This window comes from Streptomyces microflavus (assembly GCF_014650075.1).
In the GTDB taxonomy this organism is placed as follows: Bacteria; Actinomycetota; Actinomycetes; order Streptomycetales; family Streptomycetaceae; genus Streptomyces; species Streptomyces microflavus.
In genome coordinates, this window is sequence record NZ_BMUG01000008.1 from 281,788 (window position 1) to 300,121 (window position 18,334).

Here is an 18,334-nt window from a genome sequence, read left to right on the forward strand (position 1 = left end):
GGCCCCGTCAGACGATCGGGTCGTGGACGGTGACGAGCTTGGTGCCGTCCGGGAAGGTGGCCTCGACCTGGACGTCGTGGAGCATCTCGGGGATGCCCTCCATGACCTCGTCGCGGGTGAGCACCTTGCGGCCGGACGCCATGAGCTCGGCGACCGTGCGGCCGTCGCGGGCGCCTTCCAGCAGATGGGCGGTGATCAGGGCGACGGTCTCGGGGTGATTGAGCTTCAGCCCGCGTGCCCGGCGCTTCTCGGCCACATCGGCGGCCACATGGATGAGCAGGCGTTCCTGCTCGTGCGGGGTCAGTTGCACGCTTCCACCTCATCGTCTTCGCCCGGTACCGGCCTCCGGGCGCAGCGGGACCCTATCCCCGTTCAACAGTTCGTTGAACGACGGACCCGGCCCTCGCGACCAGGTATTGCACGTTAGGGCGGAAGTTTTTCCGTTGCGTTAACTGGCCTTTTGCGGACCCATGGACATCAGCCCGCGCAAGCCGTCCGCCAGCACCTCGGGGCGTACGTCCCCGAACAGGGCCTCCTGCACGATGAAGCCCTGGGCGGTGGCGATCATCGTTCGCGCCACATGGTCGGCCGCCACGTCACCGCTCAGGATCCCGGCGTCGCGGTAGGCCTCGACCAGCTTCGTCCATGCGGCCCGCATCGTGGCGTAACCCTCGTCGAGCTGTACGGCGAGTCGCTCGTCGCGCAGCGTCTCGGACCAGAGCTGTACGGCGAGGGCGGCGAAGGTGCGGCGTTCCAGCCCGTGCAGCTCCCCGGCGAGCACCCGGCCGAGCACCCCGCTCAGCAGCACGTCCGGGGTGGGCGGCGGAGACATGCGGCTCGCCTCCGCGAACGCGCCACGGATGGTGGCGAAGGTCTCCTCGGTGATGGCCGCGATGATGTCCTCCTTGCCCGGGAAGTAGCGGTAGACCGCACCGGCCGACAGGCCCACCTCCTTGAGGACGTCCTGCATGGACGTGCCGTGGAATCCGCTGCGGGCGAAGCAGCGCGCCGCGCCGTCGAGGATCTGGCGGCGCCGGGCGTCGAGGTGTTCCTGGGATACACGAGCCATGGGCTCAACCTAAAACGAACGTTCCTTCTTGACAAGCGAGCACCCCGTCCGGACAGTGGGAGTATCTGCAAAACGAACGATCCTTCTTTTTGATCGCCGCCCGAATCGAGGCCCCCATGTCCACTCCACCCAATCGCCGCGCGGTGGCGGTCGTCCTGCTGATCCCGCTGGTCGTCACGCTCGCCCTCTGGGCCTTCGCCTGGCCCGCCGCCCGGATAGCGCCCCGCGACCTCCCGGTGGGGGTGGCCGGTGCGGCGCCTGCGGCCGGTCAGCTGCAGCAGCAGTTCGAGCAGCGGGAGGGCGCCTTCGAGGTGCACCGCTTCGACGACGAGGCGGCAGCACGGGAGGCGATCGAGGACCGGGTCGTATACGGAGCGGTCGTCGCCGGACCGGAAGGCCCGCACGTGCTCACCGCCTCGGCCGCGAGCCCCGTGGTCGCCCAACTGCTGCGCGAGGCGGTGACGGCGGCCGCACCGGAGGGTGCGCGGGTCCAGGTCACCGACGTGGTGGCCGCCCCCTCCGGGGACCCGCGCGGCAGCGCGCTCGGCGCGAGCGTGCTGCCGCTGGCCCTGGCGGGGATGGGAGCCGGAGCCGCCGTGACCCTGCTGGGGCTGCGCGGGGCGCGGGCAGTGCTCACGCTGACCGGATCGGCTGCCCTGGTGGGCCTCGCCGCCACGGCCGTCGCGCACAGCTGGCTCGGGGTGATCACGGGCGACTGGTGGACCGAGGCAGGCGTGCTCGCCCTGACCGTCCTGGCGATCAGCGCGGCGGTGGCCGGGCTCGCCGCCCTGCTGGGCCCACGCGGGCTCGGCCTCGGAGGGCTGCTGATGATCCTGCTGGGCAACTCCTTCTCCGGGGTCACCAGCGCTCCCCAGCTGCTCCCCGATCCGGTCGGCGTGATCGGCCAGTGGCTGCCGCCGGGCGCGGGCGGATCACTGCTGCGCTCGGTGGCGTTCTTCGACGGCAGCGCGGCGGGCGGCCCCGCCCTGATACTCGCCCTCTGGTCGGCGCTCGGCCTGGCGGCGGTGCTGATCGCGGGCCGACGCATGGCGGCGGCCCCGGCCGGTCCGGCCGGACCGGCCGGACCGGCACCAGTCACGCGGGAGACAGCGATGGCGGGCTGAGGGCGCGGGGGCTTCCCTCTGGGGGCGGGCGCAGCGAGCGGGCGATACGGGCGGGCGTTGCCAGCGGGCGATACGGGCGGGCGTTGCATCCGGGCCGAAGCCCCCCGGTAACCCCCGCCCGAACGTCAGCCGTCCGGATGCCAGGCGTGCGGACGCCAGGCGTGCGGACGGTCAGGCGTGCGGACGGTCAGGCGTCCGGGTTTCCGTGGTCGCGGTGCTCGGCGGCGATGCCGAACCGCTGCCGGTCGCCGTGGACCGACGGCGCGGAGCCGACCGAAGAGACCGAGCTGATCACCTGCTCCTCGACCACGGTCTCCTCCCCTTCGAGCCGTTCCAGGTCTGCGGCGGACACCAGCGCGACGAGCGGCTTGCCGTGCCGCGTCACGACCACCCGCTCGCCGCCGTAGACGACGCGGTTGATCAGGTCGGCGAGCTCCGCCCGTGCTTGCGTCACCGGAATCTCGTAAGCCATGGCCCCAGCTTAAGGCGCGCGCGCAACCGCCACGGAGCCTTGCGGCACCTCGCGTGCCCAGCCTCCGAAAGGCCGGCGATAGAAAGGGGCGACCACTACTCCCCCGCCTTTTGGTCACAACTCCATCACCACCGGAACATCCTGCTCCTGTGGGTGCACCCGGCTCGCTAGCGTCATGCCTCCACGAACTGCCTTGGGGGACACATGAATTGGAACGACCCGCAGCACCCGTCCCGGCAGGCCGACTGGGGCCCGGGCGTCAACGTCCCGCCGCCGAGCCCGTCCACCGGCCCCGGGTGGGCCCGTAAGCGTGTCGTACTCCCCGCCGCCGGTGTGCTGTTCCTGCTCGGCATCGGGATCGGCACCACCGGCGAGCAGCCGGAGACCGTGCGGACGGCGGCGGCGAAGGCGGAGCCCGGGCCGACGGTGACCGTCACCGTCACGGAGACGGCGAAGGTCACGGTGACGGCCACCCCGGAGCCGGCCCCGACCGTCACGAAGATCAAGAAAGTGCGGGTGACGGTCACCGCGGCCCCGCCGGAGCCGGATCCGGCGCCTGCCGCCGAGGAGCCCGACCCGGTCTACGAGGACGACTCGGGCGGCGGGTCCACGTACTACAAGAACTGCACCGCCGTCCGCGCCGCGGGCGCCGCCCCCATCAGAAGGGGTGACCCCGGCTACGACTCCCACCTCGATCGCGACGGTGACGGAGTCGGCTGCGAATAGGGACGCCCACCGGCCCTCCCCGCCACCCACCGGCACGGAACCCCCTCCCCTCATTCTGTACGTCCTGTACATTTCTGACGGGGCGTACGAAGCACCGGCCTGCGCCGCCCCGGCGTTCCGTTGTGCAACGAGGAGAGGGGCTCCGCCATGATCCGACCCGCCGCCCGTCATGTACTGCCCGAGTTCACCGAGCGCACCGCGACCGGAACCCGGACCCAGGACCCGTACTCCAAGCTCCTGTCCGAGCGGATCGTCTTTCTCGGGAGTCCCATCGACGACACCGCCGCCGGCGATCTGATCGCGCAGTTCATGTATCTGGAGCACGCCGACCCGGACCGGCCGCTGTCGCTCTACATCAACTGCCCCGGCGGCTCGTTCGGGGCGATGGCAGCGGTCTACGACACGATGCGGTTCCTGACGTGCGACGTGGAGACCTTCTGCCTGGGGCAGGCCGGCTCCTACGCGGCCGCCCTGCTGGCGGCCGGAGCCCCGGGGCGCCGACATGCCCTGCCCGGTGCGCGGGTAGTCATTCAGCAACCCGCGCTGGAGGAGCCGCTGCGGGGCCAGCCGTCCGACCTGGAGATCCACGCGCGCGAACTGGTCCGCACCCGCGAGCAGTTCACGGCGATGCTGGTCCGGCACACGGGCCGGACCGCCGAGCGGGTCGCCGCGGACATCGAGCGCGACACCATCCTCGACGCGCCGGCCGCCCTCGCCTACGGGCTGGTGGACCACGTCGTGGAGAACCGTAAGCTCTCCCAGCCGCCGCACGACGCGAGGTGAACCGCCCATGGAGCCACCGGAGTTCCCGCCGCTGCCCGCACTGACCCACGCCGAGGGCGAGTTCATCGACTGTTACCTGGCAGTGCTCGACCAGGTGGGCCGTATCAACCCGGCGCGCGGCAACGACACCTACAGCGCCCTCAAGGCCGCACAGGCCCTGGCCTCCCGGGCGGCGGCCCTGCGCGACGCACTGGCCCTGATGCACGAGCGCGGCGAGCGGCAGATCCACGCGGCGACGCTGGCGCGGGCCCTGCGGGTGCTGGACGGCGAGCGCCGGGCGGGCCGGGTCGCCATGCCTCCGCCGGCGAACTGAGCCGCTCCGTCCGCCGACGTGGAACTGAGCCGCCCCGCGCGCCGGGAGCGCATTACGGGAGCGGGCCGGTCACCGCGCCTCACGACACGCCCGGCCCGGCGATCAATTCCTCTCGCTCGTTCGGCGTAGGCGATCACCCGCGCGAGCGACGGCTCAACTTGCGCTCAGCACGCGGTACGTACTCGAAATGTGCCCTTTCGTCGCTGGTACGAGGGTGTGCGCCCGGCGCGTCGGCGGGGGCGAATCTCCCCTGTCCACCTGAATGGATCAGTGGTGAGGAGACTCACAAATCACTGTTTCGACTCGGAAATCCGGCACTTCGTGAGTCAAGATCCCTGGGACGACAAGCCCCCGCCGCCGCGGCGGGGCGGTCCGGGTGGACGCCGAGTCCTGCCGCTTCCCGGATGACTGGTCGACAGGAGTGGATCGGCAGGAGTGGAGGACCCGAGCAGTACGGGCCGACCGGGAGACCGGGGAGCCCTCGGGGTGAAGCCGCATCATGCGGCCGGGCAACTTCGCCAGCCCGAACCCGACAGGTCATCCTTCACAGGCGGCTGACGAAGGGTTGCGCATGTCTGCGCAGGTTCATGTCCCGTCTCTGTTCGCCCGGGTCGGTACGGCTTCCGTACTCACCCTGGCCGTGACGTCCTCGATGCTGGCGCCAGGTCTGGTCAACGATGCCGAGGCCGCCACCCATTCGACGAAGGCGCTCAAGGTAGCCGCGTCGAAGAAGGGCGCTCCTTACAAGTACGGGGCCGCCGGTCCCAGCCGCTTCGACTGTTCGGGGCTCACTCTCTACTCGTTCAAGAAGGCCGGGAAGAAACTTCCCCGCACGGCACAGCAGCAGTACAACAAGACCCGCCATATTGCGAAGTCGCAGCGCAAACACGGCGACCTCGTCTTCTTCCATTCGGGGCGCAGCGTCTACCACGTGGGCATCTACGCCGGGGGCGGGAAGATCTGGCACTCCCCCAAATCCGGGGATGTGGTGCGAAAGGCGAAAATCTGGTCCAAGAGCGTCTGGTACGGACGGGTCCGCTGACCCACCGGCCGGACGCTCTTCCCTTGCGGGCGGCCCGGGCTTCCCCTGCGGGCGGCTCGGGCACCCCCGGTGCCGCCCGCAGGCTTCCCTGCGCACCTCAGCGCAGGAGGGGCCCGGTCACCAGGGCCAGCCCCAGTCCGGTGAGCGCCACGCCGCTGCCGCCCTCGATCGCCCGGGCGGTACGCGGTCGGCGCAGCCACCGCCCCAGCCGGTCCACTAGGAGGGCGACGGCCGGGAACCAGATGAGGGCCAGGGCGACCACCAGGGCGGCGAGCAGCAGTGTCCGGGGCAGCGGCGGCTGACCTTCGGGGACGAACTGGGGCAGCAGGCTGAGGAAGAGGACCGGCGCCTTCGGGTTGAGCGCGTTGGTCAGGAACCCCTGCCGCAGCGCGCGCCCGGGCTGCTGGGGTGAAGCCGACGGTACGTGGTCCGGTGCGCTGCTCTCCTCGGAGACCCGGCGCCGGACCGCGTACAGCGCACTGATCCCCAGGTAGAGCACGTACGCGCCGCCCAGCAGCTGGACCGTGCGGAAGAGCACGGGCATCGTCACCAGCACCGCGGCGAGCCCCGCCACGGCGAGCGCGGTGTGTACGAGCAGTCCCCCGGCGACGCCGAGCGCGGTGGCCAGGCCGGCGGTGCGCGAGGCCAGGGCGTTGCGTACGACGACGGTGAAGTCGGCGCCGGGCAGCGCGACCATCCCGGCGGCGACCCCGGTGAAGGCGATCAGTTGTGCGTCCATGGGGTCCAGCCTGGACCGCCGGAGCCTTTAGCGTGTACTTGCAATCTTCTGGGTCTGCCTAAAGGAACGCTTCATGTACGACCCGACACGGCTCGCCGCTCTGGTGGCGGTCGCCGAGACCGGATCGATCACCCGGGCCGCCGCCCACCTGGGCTACACCGCGCCCGCACTCTCCCAGCAGCTGGCCAAGCTGGAGCGGGAGGCCGGGGCGACGCTGCTGGTGCGCCACCACCGCGGGGCGCGGCTGACGGCCGCCGGTGAGCTGCTGGCGGGCCGGGCCCGTCGGGTCCTGGACGAGCTGGACCAGGCGCGGCACGAGCTGGCGCAGCTGGCCGGGCTCTCCGGCGGCAGGCTGCGGGTGGGGACGTTCACGACGGCCGGGGTGCATCTGCTGCCGCCGGTCCTGAGCGCGTTCCGGCGGGCCCATCCGGATGTCGAGCTGGCCGTCACCGAGTACGAGCCACCGGGCGGGATCGCCGCGGTCACGGCGGGCGAGGTGGACCTGGCGCTGACCCACACGTACGAACCGGCGGTGGCGGACCCGCCGCCCCCGGGCGTCACGGTCGAGCCCCTGCTGGTCGAGGAGCTGGTGCTGGCGACCGCGGTCGGCCACCGGCTCTCCGAGGGGTCCGGACGGCTGGCGGTCGCCGAGCTGGCGGGGCGGCCGCTGATCAGCAGTGCTCCGGCGCATCCGCCCCGGCGCGGGGTGGAGAGCGCGCTGGCGGAGGCGGGCGCCACCCCGGCGGTGGTGTGCGAGTCGCCCGGCTACGCGCTGGTGTGCGCGCTCGTCAGCGCGGGGCTCGGGGTGGCGGTGGTGCCGGAGATGGTCGCCTCGCTGTCGTCCACCCCGCTGGCCGTGCGGCGGCTGGAGCCCGCGGACTTCCGCCGGACGATCTCCGTGGTGCACCGCGGCGACCGGGCGACCGCCGCGGCGGCGACGCTGCTCGCCCTGCTGCGGAGCGGGTTCGGGCGGGCCGCGGCTCCTTGACCCGCGGCCCGACCAGTGGCGGCCCGGCCGTGGCGCCCTGACCGTGGCGGCCCGACCCGTGGGATCAGCCCTGGACCGCTACCGCCCAGGGCAGCACGATCCAGACCGTCTTGCCGCCCTCGGCCGTCGGGACGACGGTGAGCCGCCCGCCGTACTCCTTGGCCAGGGCCCGGATGATCACCATGCCCCGGCCGTTGTCCTGCCGTACGGCGGCGGGCAGCTTCTGGGGCCACCGGGGGTGACTGTCCGTCACCCCGAGGCGCAGTTCCTCGTCCCGTTCGAGGCGCAGATCCACGGTGAAGGTGGGTGACTGGCCGAAGGTGTGCTGAACGGCGTTGGTGGCGAGTTCGGAGATGATCAGCCGGATGGTGTCGGCGAGTTCCGTGTCTTCGGAGAGGCCCCATTCGGCCAAGGTCCTGGCCACATATCTGCGGGCCGATGAGACCGAGACCGGATCGCTCGGCAGAGTGACGGTTGCTTCCTGATGGTCTGCCATGGCGACGCCGTCCCTTTCGCGCCCCGGCCGACCGGCAGTCGGCCCGGATTGTGCTTCGCGCCAGACTGCCACTGTTGAAGCTCGCTGTAACGACGTTCGACCAAGATATGCATATATCTGTCGCTCGAAGCGGTGAATTCGGGTCCCGGACGACGGGGACGAAGGGCACACTGGCCCCTCTGCGGGCCCGGACCGTGCGGTGTGTGCCGGTCCCGTCCCGTTCCGCACAGCCCGTTCCGCACAGCCCGTTCCGCACAGCGCGAGGAGACCTGGATGCTGCACGGCCCCGTCGTCCGACGACGGAAGCTCGGCGAGGAGTTACGGAGTCTGCGGCACGCCTCCGGACTGACCAGCCGGGACACGGCGCGCCTGCTCGGCTGGCACCAGTCGAAGGTGAGCCGCATCGAGACCGGCGCCAGCGGTGTCAGCCCCGGCGATGTGACGCGCCTGCTCGACATCTACGCGGTCCGCGACACGCAGCTGCGTGCCCTGCTCGAAGTGCTCGCGGGGTCGGCGGGCGGCGGCGGCTCGGGGTGGTGGCACGCGTACCGGGGGCTGATCCCGCCCCAGTACCGCGACTTCATCAGTCTGGAGTCCCAGGCCGGTACGGTGCGGACCCTGGAGACCTCGGTGGTGCCGGGGCTCCTCCAGACCGCCGGATACGCGCGGGCGGTGACCCGTGCCTCGCTCGACGGGTTACCGGCGGACCATCTCGACTCCCTGGTCGAGGTGCGGCTGACCCGTCAGAGGGTGCTGCGCGCCGATCCGCCGTTGCGGTTCACCGCCGTACTGGACGAGGCGGTGCTGCACCGGGAGGTGGGCGGGCCCGAGGTGATGCGGGACCAGCTGCACCATCTGACCCAGGTGGCCCAACTCCCTCATGTGGAACTCCAGTTGCTGCCGTTCTCGGTCGGCGGGTATATCGGACTCACTTGCCCTTTCGTTATCTTCTCCTTTCCGAACATTTCTGATCTGGATGTGGTCGTTCTTGACCACTTGACGAGTAGCCTCTATCTGGAGCGGAAAGAAGACCTTGAGGCGTACAGCTCGGCCTTCCGCACCTTGCAGGCGCACGCACTGACGCCTGACCGATCGCTGGATCTCGTCGCCGCGATCCGCCGCGGCTTCCGTTAGCCCGACCACCCGCCAGGACGTCCGACTCTGCCCGAGGGGGGCATCATGTCCGACCGTCTCGCACCGCATCCGTCACCTCCCACCGCCGGGCCACCGCTGTGGCTCCGCAGCAGCCGCTCCACCGGAATGAACAACTGCGTGGAGACCGCGCTCCTCGGCCGCCCCGGCTCCGGCGGCGCGCTCCTCGCCGTACGCGACTCCAAGGATGTGGAGCGGCCGCCGCTGCGCTTCTCCGCGACGGCCTGGACCACCTTCGTGGCCGGGCTCGAGCCGGACCGGTTCAGCTGACCGGAGCCACAGCCTGCCGGGGAGCGGTGGAGAGGACCGTGGCCACCGCGGCTCCGATCTGCTCCTCGGTCAGGTCCGCCCGCGCGGTCAGCCGCAGCCGGGAGATGCCGTCCGGTACCGACGGCGGGCGGAAGCAGCCCACCGCCACCCCGGCCGCCCGGCAGTCGGCCGCCCACCGCACCGCCGCGTCCGCCGAGGGCGCCCGGACGGAGACGACCGCCGCGTCGGGCCGGACCGCGGTCAGCCCTGCGGCGGTGAGCCGCGTGTACAGCGCGGTGGCGACCTCCCGGGCCCTGGCCGCCCGTTCCGGTTCCCGGCGCAGCAGCCGGAGCGCGCCCAGTGCGCCGCCCGCCGCGGCCGGGGCGAGGCCGGTGTCGAAGATGAACGTACGGGCCGTGTTGACCAGGTGGTCGATGACCCGGGCCGGTCCGAGGACCGCACCGCCCTGGCTGCCCAGCGACTTGGAGAGGGTGAGCGTGGCGACGGTCCCCGCGCCGCCCGCCAGTCCGGCGGCGGCGAGGGCCCCGCGTCCGCCGTCGCCGAGGACGCCGAGGCCGTGGGCGTCGTCGACGAGGAGGGCGGCGTTCGCGGCGCGGCAGACCTCGGCCAGCGCGGGCAGCGGTGCCGCGTCCCCGTCGACCGAGAAGACCGAGTCGGTGACGGCGAGCGCCCGTCCTTCGTGGGCCTGGAGCGCCTTGGCGACCGCGTCCGGATCGGCGTGCGGGACGACCGCGGTCTCCGCGCGCGAGAGCCGGCAGCCGTCCACGATGGACGCGTGGTTACCGGCGTCGGAGACGATGAGCGAGCCGCGCCCGGAGAGCGCGGTCAGGGCCGCGAGATTGGCCGCGTAGCCGGAGGAGAGGACGAGGGCCGCCTCGAAGCCGCAGAAGTCGGCGAGTTCCCGTTCGAGTTCGGCGTGCAGCGCGGTGGATCCGGTGACCAGCCGTGATCCCGTCGCGCCCGCACCCCAGCGGTGGGCGGCGTCGGCCGCTGCGGCGACGACCTCCGGGTGCCGGGTGAGGCCCAGGTAGTCGTTGCTCGCGAGGTCCAGGAGCTCGGCTTCCGCACTTCTCGGGCGCAGGGCCCGCACGAGTCCGGCCTCGGCCCGGCGGCGGGCCTCGTCGTCGATCCAGTCGAACGGGGCGAAGGACATAGGACGGTCCCTTTTGTAGGCAGCTCACAGACCCTAGCGGGGTGCGCAGCAGGTCAGGGTGTGGCAATACACACACCCTCGGCGACGTCTCCTGTCTGGTTCCTCCTTGGCTGGAGGCGGTGCCGTAAGCCAGGATCATCTTTCATGGACCTGCTGAACACGCTGGTGGACAAGGGGCTGCGGCGCGAACTGCCGACCCGCGAAGAAGCGCTCGCCGTGCTGGCGACCTCCGACGACGACCTGCTCGACGTGGTGGCCGCCGCGGGCAAGGTACGCCGCCAGTGGTTCGGGCGGCGCGTCAAACTCAACTACCTGGTCAACCTCAAATCGGGGCTCTGCCCCGAGGACTGCTCGTACTGCTCGCAGCGGCTCGGCTCCAAGGCCGGGATCCTCAAGTACACCTGGCTGAAGCCGGACGAGGCGTCCAAGGCCGCTGCCGCCGGGGTCGCGGGCGGGGCCAAGCGGGTCTGTCTGGTGGCGAGCGGGCGCGGGCCGACGGACCGGGACGTCGACCGGGTCACCAAGACCATCGAGGCGATCAAGGAACAGAACGAGGGCGTCGAGGTCTGCGCCTGTCTCGGTCTGCTCTCCGACGGACAGGCCGACCGGCTGCGCTCCGCGGGCGCCGACGCGTACAACCACAACCTCAACACGTCCGAGGAGACGTACGGGGCGATCACGACCACCCACACCTACGCGGACCGGGTGGAGACCGTGCAGCAGGCCCAGGCCGCCGGGCTGTCGGCGTGTTCCGGGCTGATCGCCGGGATGGGCGAGAGCGACAAGGACCTGGTCGACGTCGTCTTCGCGCTGCGGGACCTGGACCCGGACTCGGTGCCGGTGAACTTCCTGATCCCGTTCGAGGGAACGCCGCTTGCCAAGGAGTGGAACCTCACCCCGCAGCGCTGCCTGCGCATTCTGGCGATGGTCCGCTTCGTCTGCCCCGACGTGGAGGTCCGGCTCGCGGGCGGCCGTGAGGTGCATCTGCGCTCGATGCAGCCGCTGGCGCTGCACCTGGTCAACTCGATCTTCCTCGGTGACTATCTGACCAGCGAGGGCCAGGCCGGCCAGACCGACCTGGACATGATCGCCGATGCCGGTTTCGAGGTGGAGGGCGCGGGCACCACGACGCTCCCCCGCCACCGGGCCGACGCGCTGAGCGGCGGCGGCTGCGGTTCGCAGGGCGCCCCGGAGGCGGCGGGCTGCGGATCACATGAGGCGTCCGGTGCCACGGGCTGCGGTTCGCACGGAGGTGCCGGTGGCTGCGGCCCGTGCGGCGGTCACACGGAGCCGGAGCCCGTGGTCGTCGCGGATGCCGGGGACAGCGTCCCGGCCGGGCGTACGGATTCGGCGCGTACGGATGCGGGCGGCGGGGCGCGTACGGATCTGGTGACGGTCCGCCGCCGGGGTGCGGGGACGGATCTCGCGCCCAATGCCTGAGCCGTACGTCCCCGGGGCCGGCCCGGACCTCGGACCCGCCGCGCCGAAGCCGTACTCCCCCGACGAACTGCGGGCGCTGGACCGCGCACACGTCTGGCACCCCTACGGCCCGATGCCGGGCCGGCAGGAGCCGCTGATCGTGGAGTCCGCCTCCGGGGTACGGCTCCGGCTCGCCGAACCCGTCGAGGGGCGGCGGGAGTTGGTGGACGGCATGTCGTCCTGGTGGTCGGCGGTGCACGGCTACAACCATCCGGTCCTCAACGAGGCCGCGCGCGGCCAGCTGGACCGGATGAGCCATGTGATGTTCGGCGGGCTCACCCATGAGCCCGCCGTCCGGCTGGCCACCCGGCTGGTGGAGATCACCCCGGAGCCGCTCCAGCACGTCTTCCTCGCCGACTCGGGGTCCGTCTCCGTCGAGGTCGCGGTCAAGATGTGCCTGCAGTACTGGCGTTCGGCCGGCCGCCCGGACAAGCGCCGGCTGCTGACCTGGCGCGGCGGCTACCACGGCGACACCTGGCAGCCGATGTCGGTGTGCGACCCCGAGGGCGGGATGCACGAGCTGTGGTCGGGGTCGCTGCCCCGCCAGGTCTTCGCAGACGCCCCGCCGGACGGCTTCGACGCGGAGCCGGACCCCTCCTACGTCACCCATCTGCGGGAGCTGATCGCGCACCACGCTGACGAGCTGGCCGCCGTGATCGTGGAACCCGTGGTGCAGGGGGCCGGCGGGATGCGGTTCCACTCCCCCGCCTATCTGCGGGTGCTGCGCGAGGCGTGCGACGAGCTGGACGTCCTGCTGGTGTTCGACGAGATCGCGACCGGCTTCGGACGTACGGGGAAGCTGTTCGCCGCCGGGCACGCCGGGGTCTCACCGGATGTCATGTGCGTCGGCAAGGCGCTGACCGGCGGCTATCTCACGATGGCGGCGACCCTGTGCACCTCGCGGGTGGCCGAGGGGATCTCGCGCGGCGAGGTGCCGGTGCTGGCGCACGGCCCCACGTTCATGGGCAACCCGCTGGCCGCTTCGGTGGCCTCGGCTTCGGTGGACCTGCTGCTCGGGCAGGACTGGGAGGGCGAGGTGGCGCGGATCGGCGCGGGACTGCGCGCCGGTCTGGCGCCCGCGTCGGAGCTGCCCGGGGTCGCGGACGTACGTGTCCTGGGGGCGATCGGGGTCGTCCAGCTCGACCACGAGGTGGACATGGCCGCGGCGACGCGGGCGGCCGTGCGCGAGGGCGTGTGGCTGCGGCCGTTCCGCGACCTGGTGTACACGATGCCGCCGTACGTCACCGGGGACGACGACGTACAACGGATCTGCCGGGCCGTGTGCGCCGCGGCGCGGGAAGGCTGACATGACGATCCTGGTGGTGTCCGGTACGGGCACGGAGATCGGCAAGACGGTGGTGACCGCTGCGGTGGCGGCCGCCGCGCGGGGCCGCCGGGTCGCGGTGCTCAAGCCCGCGCAGACCGGGCTCGCGCCCGGGGAGCCGGGGGACGCGGCCGAGGTGGCGCGGCTGGCGGGCGGACATGTGACCGCGGTCGAACTGGCCCGTTTCCCCGACCCGTTGGCCCCGGCCACGGCCGCCCGGCGGGCCGGGCTCGCCCCGGTGCGGCCGCACGAGGTCGCCGAGGCGGCCGAGAAGCTGGCCACCGAGCACGATCTGGTGCTGGTCGAGGGGGCGGGCGGGCTGCTCGTCCGGTTCGACGACGAGGGCGGCACCCTCGCGGACGCCGCCCGGCTGCTGTCCGCTCCGGTGCTGGTGGTGGCGCCCGCGGGCCTGGGCACGCTCAATGCCACCGCGCTCACGGCCGAGGCGCTGCGGGCTCGGGGTATCGAATGCCTGGGCGTCGTGGTGGGAAGCATGCCCCGGCGGCCGGACCTGGCCGCCCGGTGCAACATCGGGGACCTGCCGGTGGCGGCGGGGGCCCCGCTCCTGGGAGCCGTCCCGGCCGGTGCGGGGGCACTGCCGGGCGCCGAGTTCGCGGCGGGGGCGGCGGGCTGGCTGGCCCCGGAGCTGGGGGGTACCTGGACCGTGCCGTCGCTGTGAGGCGGGGGCCCGCCCCGGGCCCGTACGGACATGCCTGGACCGGCCCCTACGGGGGAGAATCGATGAGGAGAGCCGTACGCCCTCTCCTCCCGGAGGTCCGTCATGCAACTGCGCAGCAGGAAGCTCCCGCGGGACGCCGTGCACCACCCGGTCTTCGCCCGCTTCTACGCCCGGATGAGCGTGACGGCCGACCTCAAGGGCGGCGTCGCCGCGTACCGCGACGAGCTGCTGGCGGGGCTCTCCGGCCGGGTCATCGAGATCGGCGCGGGGAACGGCCTGAACTTCGCCCACTACCCGGGGGCGGTATCGGAGGTCGTGGCGCTGGAGCCGGAGCGCTCACTGCGGCAGCTCGCCGTCCGTTCCGGGCTGCGCGCCGAGGTGCCGGTGGACGTGGTGCCGGGGGCGGCCGAGGCCCTGCCGGTCAAGAGCGAAGCTTTCGACGGCGCGGTGGCCTCACTGGTCCTGTGCACGGTACGGGACCTCCCGAAGGCGCTCTCCGAGATCAGACGGGTCCTGCGCCCCGGCGGCGAACTGCGGTTCTTCGAACACGGGTTGGCACCCGGCAGGGCCCTGGCCGTCGCACAGCGCACGGCGGACCGGACGGTGTGGCCCCTCCTCTTCGGCGGCTGTCACACGGCCCGGGACCCGCTGGCCGCGATCGAGGCGGCGGGCTTCGAGGTGGGGACGTACCGCAGGCTGCGGATCCCGGAGAAGGGGATGCAGTTCCCCTCGTCCCCCTGCGTCCTGGGCGTGGCCCGCAAGCCGTTCACCGAGCCGCCTTCGAGCTGAGGGCGCGCCGCCTCACACGCTCCACTGGCGCAGCTCGTCGGCGATGGCCCGCACGTCCGCCTTGCCCTGCTTGACGAGGAGGGCAAGGTCGCGCACTTGTTCGGGCGAGGTGATGACCTTCAGCCCGGAGGCGACCAGATAGCCGTACGCGACGGCCGAGGCGAACATCGCGTTGGAGCGTTCGAGCGCGGGGACATGCAGGAGCAATTGCAGCAGGGCGGCCGCCCTGCTGTGCGGGTCGCTGTAGACGGCGCTCCCGAAGATCTCCGCCTCGTGCCGGGCGACCGCGGCGACGAGCGCGCCCCAGTCGACGACCTGGGGGTCACCGGGGGTCTTGTGCTCGGCGACCATGAGCAGCCAGGAAAGGTCGATCCGCAGATTCAACGGGTGCCTTCGCGCTCCGGGCCGAACTCCTCGGCGAAGACCGACTCGTACTGCTTCATGAAGTCGGCGGCGGCTTCGACGAAGGTGTGTCCCACCTCGCCGGCGTCCTGTTTGACGAGCTCCTCTATGTAGCGGTTCACGCTCATCCCCCTCTGGAGCGCGCGCTGCCGCGCGGCCTCGGCGGTGGCCTCGTCCACTCGAACGTTCAGCTGAGTCTTGGGCACCCCTCCAAGCTAGCGCGGGCGCGCTAGCACCGGCAAGAGGAGGGCAGGGCCCCGGGGCCGGCACTCGGGAAAGCGATCGACTTCCGGAGCGGGCGGGTGGTGGGATGGCCGCCATGAACGATCTTTCGATACGGCCCGCGACCGCGGCCGACCTGGACCGGGTGCTCGCGTTCTGGAAGGTGGCCGCGGAAGGCACCAGCATCAGCGACGACGGCGACGGGGTCGCACGTCTGGTGGAACGGGACCCGGACGCCCTGATCCTGGCGGAGCGGGACGAAACTCTGGTGGGCACCGTGATCGCGGGCTTCGACGGCTGGCGCTGCCACCTCTACCGGCTCGCGGTCCATCCGGAGCAGCGCCGCCGGGGCGTGGGCGGGGCCCTGCTCGCGGCGGCGGAGGAACGGTTCGCCGCCCTCGGCGGACGGCGCGCCGACGCCATGGTGCTGGACCGCAACGAACTGGCACAGCACACCTGGCGGGCGACGGGGTACGGCCCGCAACCACAGTGGAGCCGCTGGGTGAAGCCCCTCACGGACTGACGCGGTACGGGCGGGGGTCGCTGGGCAGACGCTCTACGATGAATCCCTTGCCCGTCACCCCACCGCATCTGCCGAAAGGTGTGAGCGTCCGCCCATGGGCGAGCCTCCCGGTAGCCGACATCGCGCGATCCTTCCGCCCCTGCCCGATCATGGGACGGAGGTGAACCGATGATCGAAGTGCTTCTGCTGCTCGTCGCCCTGCTGCTCTGTGTCGCGTGCGGCGCCTTCGTCGCGGCGGAGTTCTCCCTGACCACGGTGGAGCGCGGGGAGCTGGAGCGGGCTGTCGAGCGGGGTGAGCGGGGTTCCGCGAGCGCCCTGAAGGCCGTCCGCAGCCTGACCTTCCAGCTCTCGGGCGCGCAGCTCGGGATCACCGTCACCAACCTGGTGATCGGCATGCTCTCCGAGCCGTCGATCGCCAAGCTCATCCGGGGCCCGGTGGAGGCGGCCGGCCTGCCCCCCGCCGCGGCGTCCACACTGGCCCTCGTCATCGGTACGGCCCTGTCCACGGTGGTCCTGATGGTGGTCGGCGAGCTGGTGCCGAAGAACTGGGCGATCTCCTCGCCGCTCGCCGTGGCCAAGGCGGTCGCCACCCCGCAGCGGGTGTTCACCGCCGTGTTCCGCCCCTTCATCAGCCACCTCAACAACACGGCGAACCGGATCGTGCGCCGCTTCGGCCTGGAGCCGACCGAGGAGCTGGCCTCCGCCCGCAGCCCGCAGGAGCTGGTCGCGCTGGCACGGCACTCCGCGAAGGAGGGCGCGCTGGAGGCGGACACCGCCGAACTCTTCGTACGCACCCTGAGCCTGGCGCAGCTGACGGCGGAGAACGTGATGACGCCGCGGGTGCAGGTGACGGCCCTGGAGGTGCGGGCGACGGCGGAGGACGTGGCCAATGCGACCCGGGCCACCGGTCTTTCCCGCTTCCCCGTCTACCGCGGGAGCCTGGACTCGGTGGTCGGCGTGGCGCACATCAAGGACGTGCTGGCGATCCCGGCCGACCAGCGCCCCCGTAAACGGGTCTCGGAGATGCTGCGTGAACCCCTGCTCGTACCGGAGACGCTCACCGTCGACCGGCTGCTGGACCAGCTGTCCGGGAAGCTCGCCATGGCTGTGGTGATCGACGAGTACGGCGGTACGGCGGGCGTCGTGACGTTGGAGGACATCGTGGAGGAGGTCGTCGGTGAGGTCCGCGACGAACACGATCCGCACGAGACGCCCGACCTGGCGGCCGCCGGTGAGGACGCCGACGGCCGCACCCTGTGGTCGGCCGACGGCGCGGCCCGCACCGACCAGCTGAGCCGGATCGGGCTGCGGGTGCCGGAGGGGCCCTACGAGACGCTCGCCGGGCTGATCGCCGCGGAGCTCGGACGGATCCCGACGGTGGACGACACCGTCGAGCTGACGGGCTGGCGGATCGACGTGGTGGATGCCACGGGCCGCCGGGCCGCGCGGGCGCTGCTGCACGCGCCGCTGCCCGGCGTTGAGGAACGGGCGGAGGAGGGCCGGTGATCGTTCTGCAGCTCTTCATCGGTCTGCTGACCCTGGTGGTCAACGCCTTCTTCGTGGGCGCCGAGTTCGCCCTGATCTCCGTACGCCGGAGCCAGATCGAGCCGCAGGCCGAGGCCGGCGACCGGCGGGCCCGCAGTGTCATCTGGGGGCTGGAGCACGTCTCGGCGCTGCTGGCCGCAGCGCAGCTCGGCATCACGCTCTGCACCCTGGTGCTGGGCATCGTGGCCGAGCCCGCCATCGCCCATCTGCTGGAGCCGGTCTTCGACGCGGTGGGGGTGCCGCACCCGCTGGTGCACCCGATCTCGTTCGTGATCGCGCTGGGTGTGGCGACCTATCTGCACATGCTGCTGGGCGAGATGGTGCCGAAGAACATCGCGCTGGCCGAACCGGCCCGCAGCGCCCTGCTTCTCGGCCCTCCGCTGGTCGCCGTGGCCCGTGCGCTGCGTCCGGTGATCTTCGCGATCAACGCCTTCGCCAACGCTCTCCTCAAGCTCCTGCGGGTGGAGACGAAGGACGAGGTCTCCGCCACCTTCTCGGACGACGAACTGGCGCGGCTGGTGAAGGACGCCGGAGACGCGGGGCTGGTCGACGACCGCTCGGCGGAGCGGCTGCGGCACGCCCTGGAGCTGGGCCGTCGTCCGGTACGGGATGTGGTCATGCCGGTGGACCGGGTGCTGTACACCCGGGTCGGCACCACCCCCGAGGAGCTGGAGCGGCTCTCGCACGAGTCCGGTTTCTCCCGCTTCCCGGTGATGGACAGCGAGGGCCGCATCCTGGGCTACCTCCATGTGAAGGACGCCCTGGACGCCACTCCCCGGGACGCCCCCTTCCCCGTGACCGCTCTGCGGCCCATCGCCCGGGTCCGGGCGGCGACACCGCTGGACGACGTGCTGACCGCGCTGCGGCGCAGCCGGACCCATCTCGCCGCTGTGCTCGACGAGGATGACCGGCTGGTCGGCATGGTCACGATGGAGGACGTCCTGCGCGAGCTCGTCGGCAGGGCCCAGACCCGCTGAGCGCCCGCCGTGGCGGCTCCCGTACCGGCCGGACGGTACGGGAGCTGCCACGGTAGAATCAGTGGGC

General features: G+C 72.1%; 23 protein-coding genes and 1 riboswitch. Of the genes, 15 read left to right on the top strand and 8 right to left on the bottom strand.

Translation table 11 applies throughout. From position 1 onward, the window contains the following. Positions 1-7: 7 nt before the first annotated feature. Both IE264_RS24050 and IE264_RS24055 read right to left on the bottom strand, forming a co-directional pair. On the bottom strand, positions 8-310 hold the full coding sequence (locus tag IE264_RS24050) for an urease subunit gamma (RefSeq protein WP_015607158.1): 303 nt from the start codon (positions 308-310) through the stop codon (positions 8-10). Positions 311-448: 138 nt separating this feature from the next. Then, positions 449-1,069: a TetR/AcrR family transcriptional regulator gene (locus IE264_RS24055; protein WP_032755381.1), complete on the bottom strand. Its 621-nt coding sequence runs from the start codon at positions 1,067-1,069 to the stop codon at positions 449-451. 116 nt (positions 1,070-1,185) lie between these two features. Here IE264_RS24055 and IE264_RS24060 point away from each other — a divergent pair, with 116 nt between their 5' ends. Then, on the top strand, positions 1,186-2,193 hold the full coding sequence (locus tag IE264_RS24060) for a hypothetical protein (protein ID WP_032755740.1): 1,008 nt from the start codon (positions 1,186-1,188) through the stop codon (positions 2,191-2,193). Positions 2,194-2,380: 187 nt separating this feature from the next. Here IE264_RS24060 and IE264_RS24065 read toward each other — a convergent pair whose 3' ends face one another. Next, complete coding sequence (locus IE264_RS24065; protein ID WP_032755378.1) at positions 2,381-2,665, bottom strand: type II toxin-antitoxin system Phd/YefM family antitoxin; 285 nt, start codon at positions 2,663-2,665, stop codon at positions 2,381-2,383. A 204-nt stretch (positions 2,666-2,869) separates the two neighbouring features. On the opposite strand from IE264_RS24065, the gene IE264_RS24070 reads away from it, so the two are divergent. From IE264_RS24070 to IE264_RS24085, 4 genes are all read left to right on the top strand, one after another. After that, a complete protein-coding gene (locus tag IE264_RS24070) occupies positions 2,870-3,391 on the top strand; it encodes an excalibur calcium-binding domain-containing protein (RefSeq protein WP_015607162.1) in 522 nt (173 codons plus the stop codon). 147 nt (positions 3,392-3,538) lie between these two features. Further along, positions 3,539-4,174, top strand: a complete 636-nt coding sequence (locus IE264_RS24075; protein ID WP_032755374.1) for an ATP-dependent Clp protease proteolytic subunit — start codon at positions 3,539-3,541, stop codon at positions 4,172-4,174. Positions 4,175-4,181: 7 nt separating this feature from the next. Further along, entirely contained in the window at positions 4,182-4,487 is a 306-nt protein-coding gene (locus tag IE264_RS24080) for a hypothetical protein (RefSeq protein ID WP_032755371.1), read from the top strand. A gap of 446 nt (positions 4,488-4,933) precedes the next feature. After that, positions 4,934-5,055, top strand: a riboswitch (cyclic di-AMP (ydaO/yuaA leader). A 3-nt stretch (positions 5,056-5,058) separates the two neighbouring features. Continuing rightward, positions 5,059-5,529, top strand: coding sequence for a C40 family peptidase (locus IE264_RS24085; RefSeq protein WP_032755368.1), 471 nt, complete (start codon positions 5,059-5,061; stop codon positions 5,527-5,529). Between the two features lie 97 nt (positions 5,530-5,626). On the opposite strand, the gene IE264_RS24090 is transcribed toward IE264_RS24085, so the two are convergent. Further along, positions 5,627-6,268, bottom strand: a complete 642-nt coding sequence (locus tag IE264_RS24090; protein WP_032755365.1) for a LysE family translocator — start codon at positions 6,266-6,268, stop codon at positions 5,627-5,629. A 73-nt stretch (positions 6,269-6,341) separates the two neighbouring features. On the opposite strand from IE264_RS24090, the gene IE264_RS24095 reads away from it, so the two are divergent. After that, positions 6,342-7,256, top strand: coding sequence for a LysR family transcriptional regulator (locus tag IE264_RS24095; protein WP_031121822.1), 915 nt, complete (start codon positions 6,342-6,344; stop codon positions 7,254-7,256). 64 nt (positions 7,257-7,320) lie between these two features. Here the strand turns inward: IE264_RS24095 and IE264_RS24100 are convergent, their stop codons facing one another. Beyond that, complete coding sequence (locus IE264_RS24100) at positions 7,321-7,752, bottom strand: ATP-binding protein (RefSeq protein ID WP_032755361.1); 432 nt, start codon at positions 7,750-7,752, stop codon at positions 7,321-7,323. Between the two features lie 273 nt (positions 7,753-8,025). Between IE264_RS24100 and IE264_RS24105 the strand changes: the two genes are divergently transcribed. Together IE264_RS24105 and IE264_RS24110 are read left to right on the top strand one after the other, a co-directional pair. Beyond that, positions 8,026-8,886, top strand: a complete 861-nt coding sequence (locus IE264_RS24105; RefSeq protein WP_190167691.1) for a helix-turn-helix domain-containing protein — start codon at positions 8,026-8,028, stop codon at positions 8,884-8,886. A gap of 45 nt (positions 8,887-8,931) precedes the next feature. Continuing rightward, positions 8,932-9,174, top strand: a complete 243-nt coding sequence (locus IE264_RS24110) for a DUF397 domain-containing protein (RefSeq protein WP_032755354.1) — start codon at positions 8,932-8,934, stop codon at positions 9,172-9,174. On the opposite strand, the gene IE264_RS24115 is transcribed toward IE264_RS24110, so the two are convergent. After that, a complete protein-coding gene (locus tag IE264_RS24115; protein ID WP_032755351.1) occupies positions 9,167-10,327 on the bottom strand; it encodes an 8-amino-7-oxononanoate synthase in 1,161 nt (386 codons plus the stop codon). The two genes, IE264_RS24110 and IE264_RS24115, sit on opposite strands and share 8 nt — an antisense overlap. Before the next feature lie 144 nt (positions 10,328-10,471). Here IE264_RS24115 and bioB point away from each other — a divergent pair, with 144 nt between their 5' ends. The 4 genes from bioB to IE264_RS24135 all read left to right on the top strand — a co-directional run bounded on the left by bioB (position 10,472) and on the right by IE264_RS24135 (position 14,598). Beyond that, a complete protein-coding gene (bioB, locus tag IE264_RS24120) occupies positions 10,472-11,767 on the top strand; it encodes a biotin synthase BioB (protein ID WP_032755348.1) in 1,296 nt (431 codons plus the stop codon). Then, positions 11,760-13,112: an adenosylmethionine--8-amino-7-oxononanoate transaminase gene (locus IE264_RS24125; RefSeq protein ID WP_015607173.1), complete on the top strand. Its 1,353-nt coding sequence runs from the start codon at positions 11,760-11,762 to the stop codon at positions 13,110-13,112. The genes bioB and IE264_RS24125 overlap by 8 nt, the downstream gene beginning before the upstream one ends. 1 nt (position 13,113) lies before the next feature. Continuing rightward, a complete protein-coding gene (bioD, locus tag IE264_RS24130; protein ID WP_032755345.1) occupies positions 13,114-13,809 on the top strand; it encodes a dethiobiotin synthase in 696 nt (231 codons plus the stop codon). 102 nt (positions 13,810-13,911) lie between these two features. After that, positions 13,912-14,598, top strand: coding sequence for a class I SAM-dependent methyltransferase (locus IE264_RS24135; RefSeq protein WP_032755341.1), 687 nt, complete (start codon positions 13,912-13,914; stop codon positions 14,596-14,598). Positions 14,599-14,610: 12 nt separating this feature from the next. On the opposite strand, the gene IE264_RS24140 is transcribed toward IE264_RS24135, so the two are convergent. Together IE264_RS24140 and IE264_RS24145 are read right to left on the bottom strand one after the other, a co-directional pair. After that, positions 14,611-14,982 (bottom strand): hypothetical protein, encoded by a 372-nt coding sequence (locus IE264_RS24140; protein WP_015607176.1) that lies wholly within the window; start codon positions 14,980-14,982, stop codon positions 14,611-14,613. Next, entirely contained in the window at positions 14,979-15,206 is a 228-nt protein-coding gene (locus IE264_RS24145; protein WP_014157595.1) for a hypothetical protein, read from the bottom strand. The genes IE264_RS24140 and IE264_RS24145 overlap by 4 nt, the downstream gene beginning before the upstream one ends. Positions 15,207-15,310: 104 nt before the next feature. Here IE264_RS24145 and IE264_RS24150 point away from each other — a divergent pair, with 104 nt between their 5' ends. From IE264_RS24150 to IE264_RS24160, 3 genes are all read left to right on the top strand, one after another. After that, on the top strand, positions 15,311-15,745 hold the full coding sequence (locus IE264_RS24150) for a GNAT family N-acetyltransferase (protein ID WP_032755338.1): 435 nt from the start codon (positions 15,311-15,313) through the stop codon (positions 15,743-15,745). A 168-nt stretch (positions 15,746-15,913) separates the two neighbouring features. After that, positions 15,914-17,251: a hemolysin family protein gene (locus IE264_RS24155; protein WP_032755336.1), complete on the top strand. Its 1,338-nt coding sequence runs from the start codon at positions 15,914-15,916 to the stop codon at positions 17,249-17,251. Next, entirely contained in the window at positions 17,248-18,267 is a 1,020-nt protein-coding gene (locus IE264_RS24160) for a hemolysin family protein (RefSeq protein ID WP_015607179.1), read from the top strand. Before IE264_RS24155 ends, IE264_RS24160 begins: the two co-directional genes overlap by 4 nt. The last annotated feature ends 67 nt before the right edge of the window (positions 18,268-18,334 follow it).

What these genes read in the sequence shown, in the direction of transcription:
- bioB (WP_032755348.1), top strand. Translation starts at nt 10,472, where the DNA reads ATGGACCTGCTGAACACGCTGGTGGACAAGGGGCTGCGGCGCGAACTG.
- IE264_RS24060 (WP_032755740.1), top strand. Translation starts at nt 1,186, where the DNA reads ATGTCCACTCCACCCAATCGCCGCGCGGTGGCGGTCGTCCTGCTGATC.
- IE264_RS24085 (WP_032755368.1), top strand. Translation starts at nt 5,059, where the DNA reads ATGTCTGCGCAGGTTCATGTCCCGTCTCTGTTCGCCCGGGTCGGTACG.
- IE264_RS24110 (WP_032755354.1), top strand. Translation starts at nt 8,932, where the DNA reads ATGTCCGACCGTCTCGCACCGCATCCGTCACCTCCCACCGCCGGGCCA.
- IE264_RS24070 (WP_015607162.1), top strand. Translation starts at nt 2,870, where the DNA reads ATGAATTGGAACGACCCGCAGCACCCGTCCCGGCAGGCCGACTGGGGC.
- IE264_RS24055 (WP_032755381.1), bottom strand. Translation starts at nt 1,069, where the DNA reads ATGGCTCGTGTATCCCAGGAACACCTCGACGCCCGGCGCCGCCAGATC.
- IE264_RS24090 (WP_032755365.1), bottom strand. Translation starts at nt 6,268, where the DNA reads ATGGACGCACAACTGATCGCCTTCACCGGGGTCGCCGCCGGGATGGTC.
- IE264_RS24115 (WP_032755351.1), bottom strand. Translation starts at nt 10,327, where the DNA reads ATGTCCTTCGCCCCGTTCGACTGGATCGACGACGAGGCCCGCCGCCGG.
- IE264_RS24065 (WP_032755378.1), bottom strand. Translation starts at nt 2,665, where the DNA reads ATGGCTTACGAGATTCCGGTGACGCAAGCACGGGCGGAGCTCGCCGAC.
- IE264_RS24135 (WP_032755341.1), top strand. Translation starts at nt 13,912, where the DNA reads ATGCAACTGCGCAGCAGGAAGCTCCCGCGGGACGCCGTGCACCACCCG.
- IE264_RS24075 (WP_032755374.1), top strand. Translation starts at nt 3,539, where the DNA reads ATGATCCGACCCGCCGCCCGTCATGTACTGCCCGAGTTCACCGAGCGC.
- IE264_RS24125 (WP_015607173.1), top strand. Translation starts at nt 11,760, where the DNA reads ATGCCTGAGCCGTACGTCCCCGGGGCCGGCCCGGACCTCGGACCCGCC.
- IE264_RS24100 (WP_032755361.1), bottom strand. Translation starts at nt 7,752, where the DNA reads ATGGCAGACCATCAGGAAGCAACCGTCACTCTGCCGAGCGATCCGGTC.
- IE264_RS24105 (WP_190167691.1), top strand. Translation starts at nt 8,026, where the DNA reads ATGCTGCACGGCCCCGTCGTCCGACGACGGAAGCTCGGCGAGGAGTTA.
- IE264_RS24155 (WP_032755336.1), top strand. Translation starts at nt 15,914, where the DNA reads ATGATCGAAGTGCTTCTGCTGCTCGTCGCCCTGCTGCTCTGTGTCGCG.
- IE264_RS24080 (WP_032755371.1), top strand. Translation starts at nt 4,182, where the DNA reads ATGGAGCCACCGGAGTTCCCGCCGCTGCCCGCACTGACCCACGCCGAG.
- IE264_RS24150 (WP_032755338.1), top strand. Translation starts at nt 15,311, where the DNA reads ATGGCCGCCATGAACGATCTTTCGATACGGCCCGCGACCGCGGCCGAC.
- bioD (WP_032755345.1), top strand. Translation starts at nt 13,114, where the DNA reads ATGACGATCCTGGTGGTGTCCGGTACGGGCACGGAGATCGGCAAGACG.
- IE264_RS24095 (WP_031121822.1), top strand. Translation starts at nt 6,342, where the DNA reads ATGTACGACCCGACACGGCTCGCCGCTCTGGTGGCGGTCGCCGAGACC.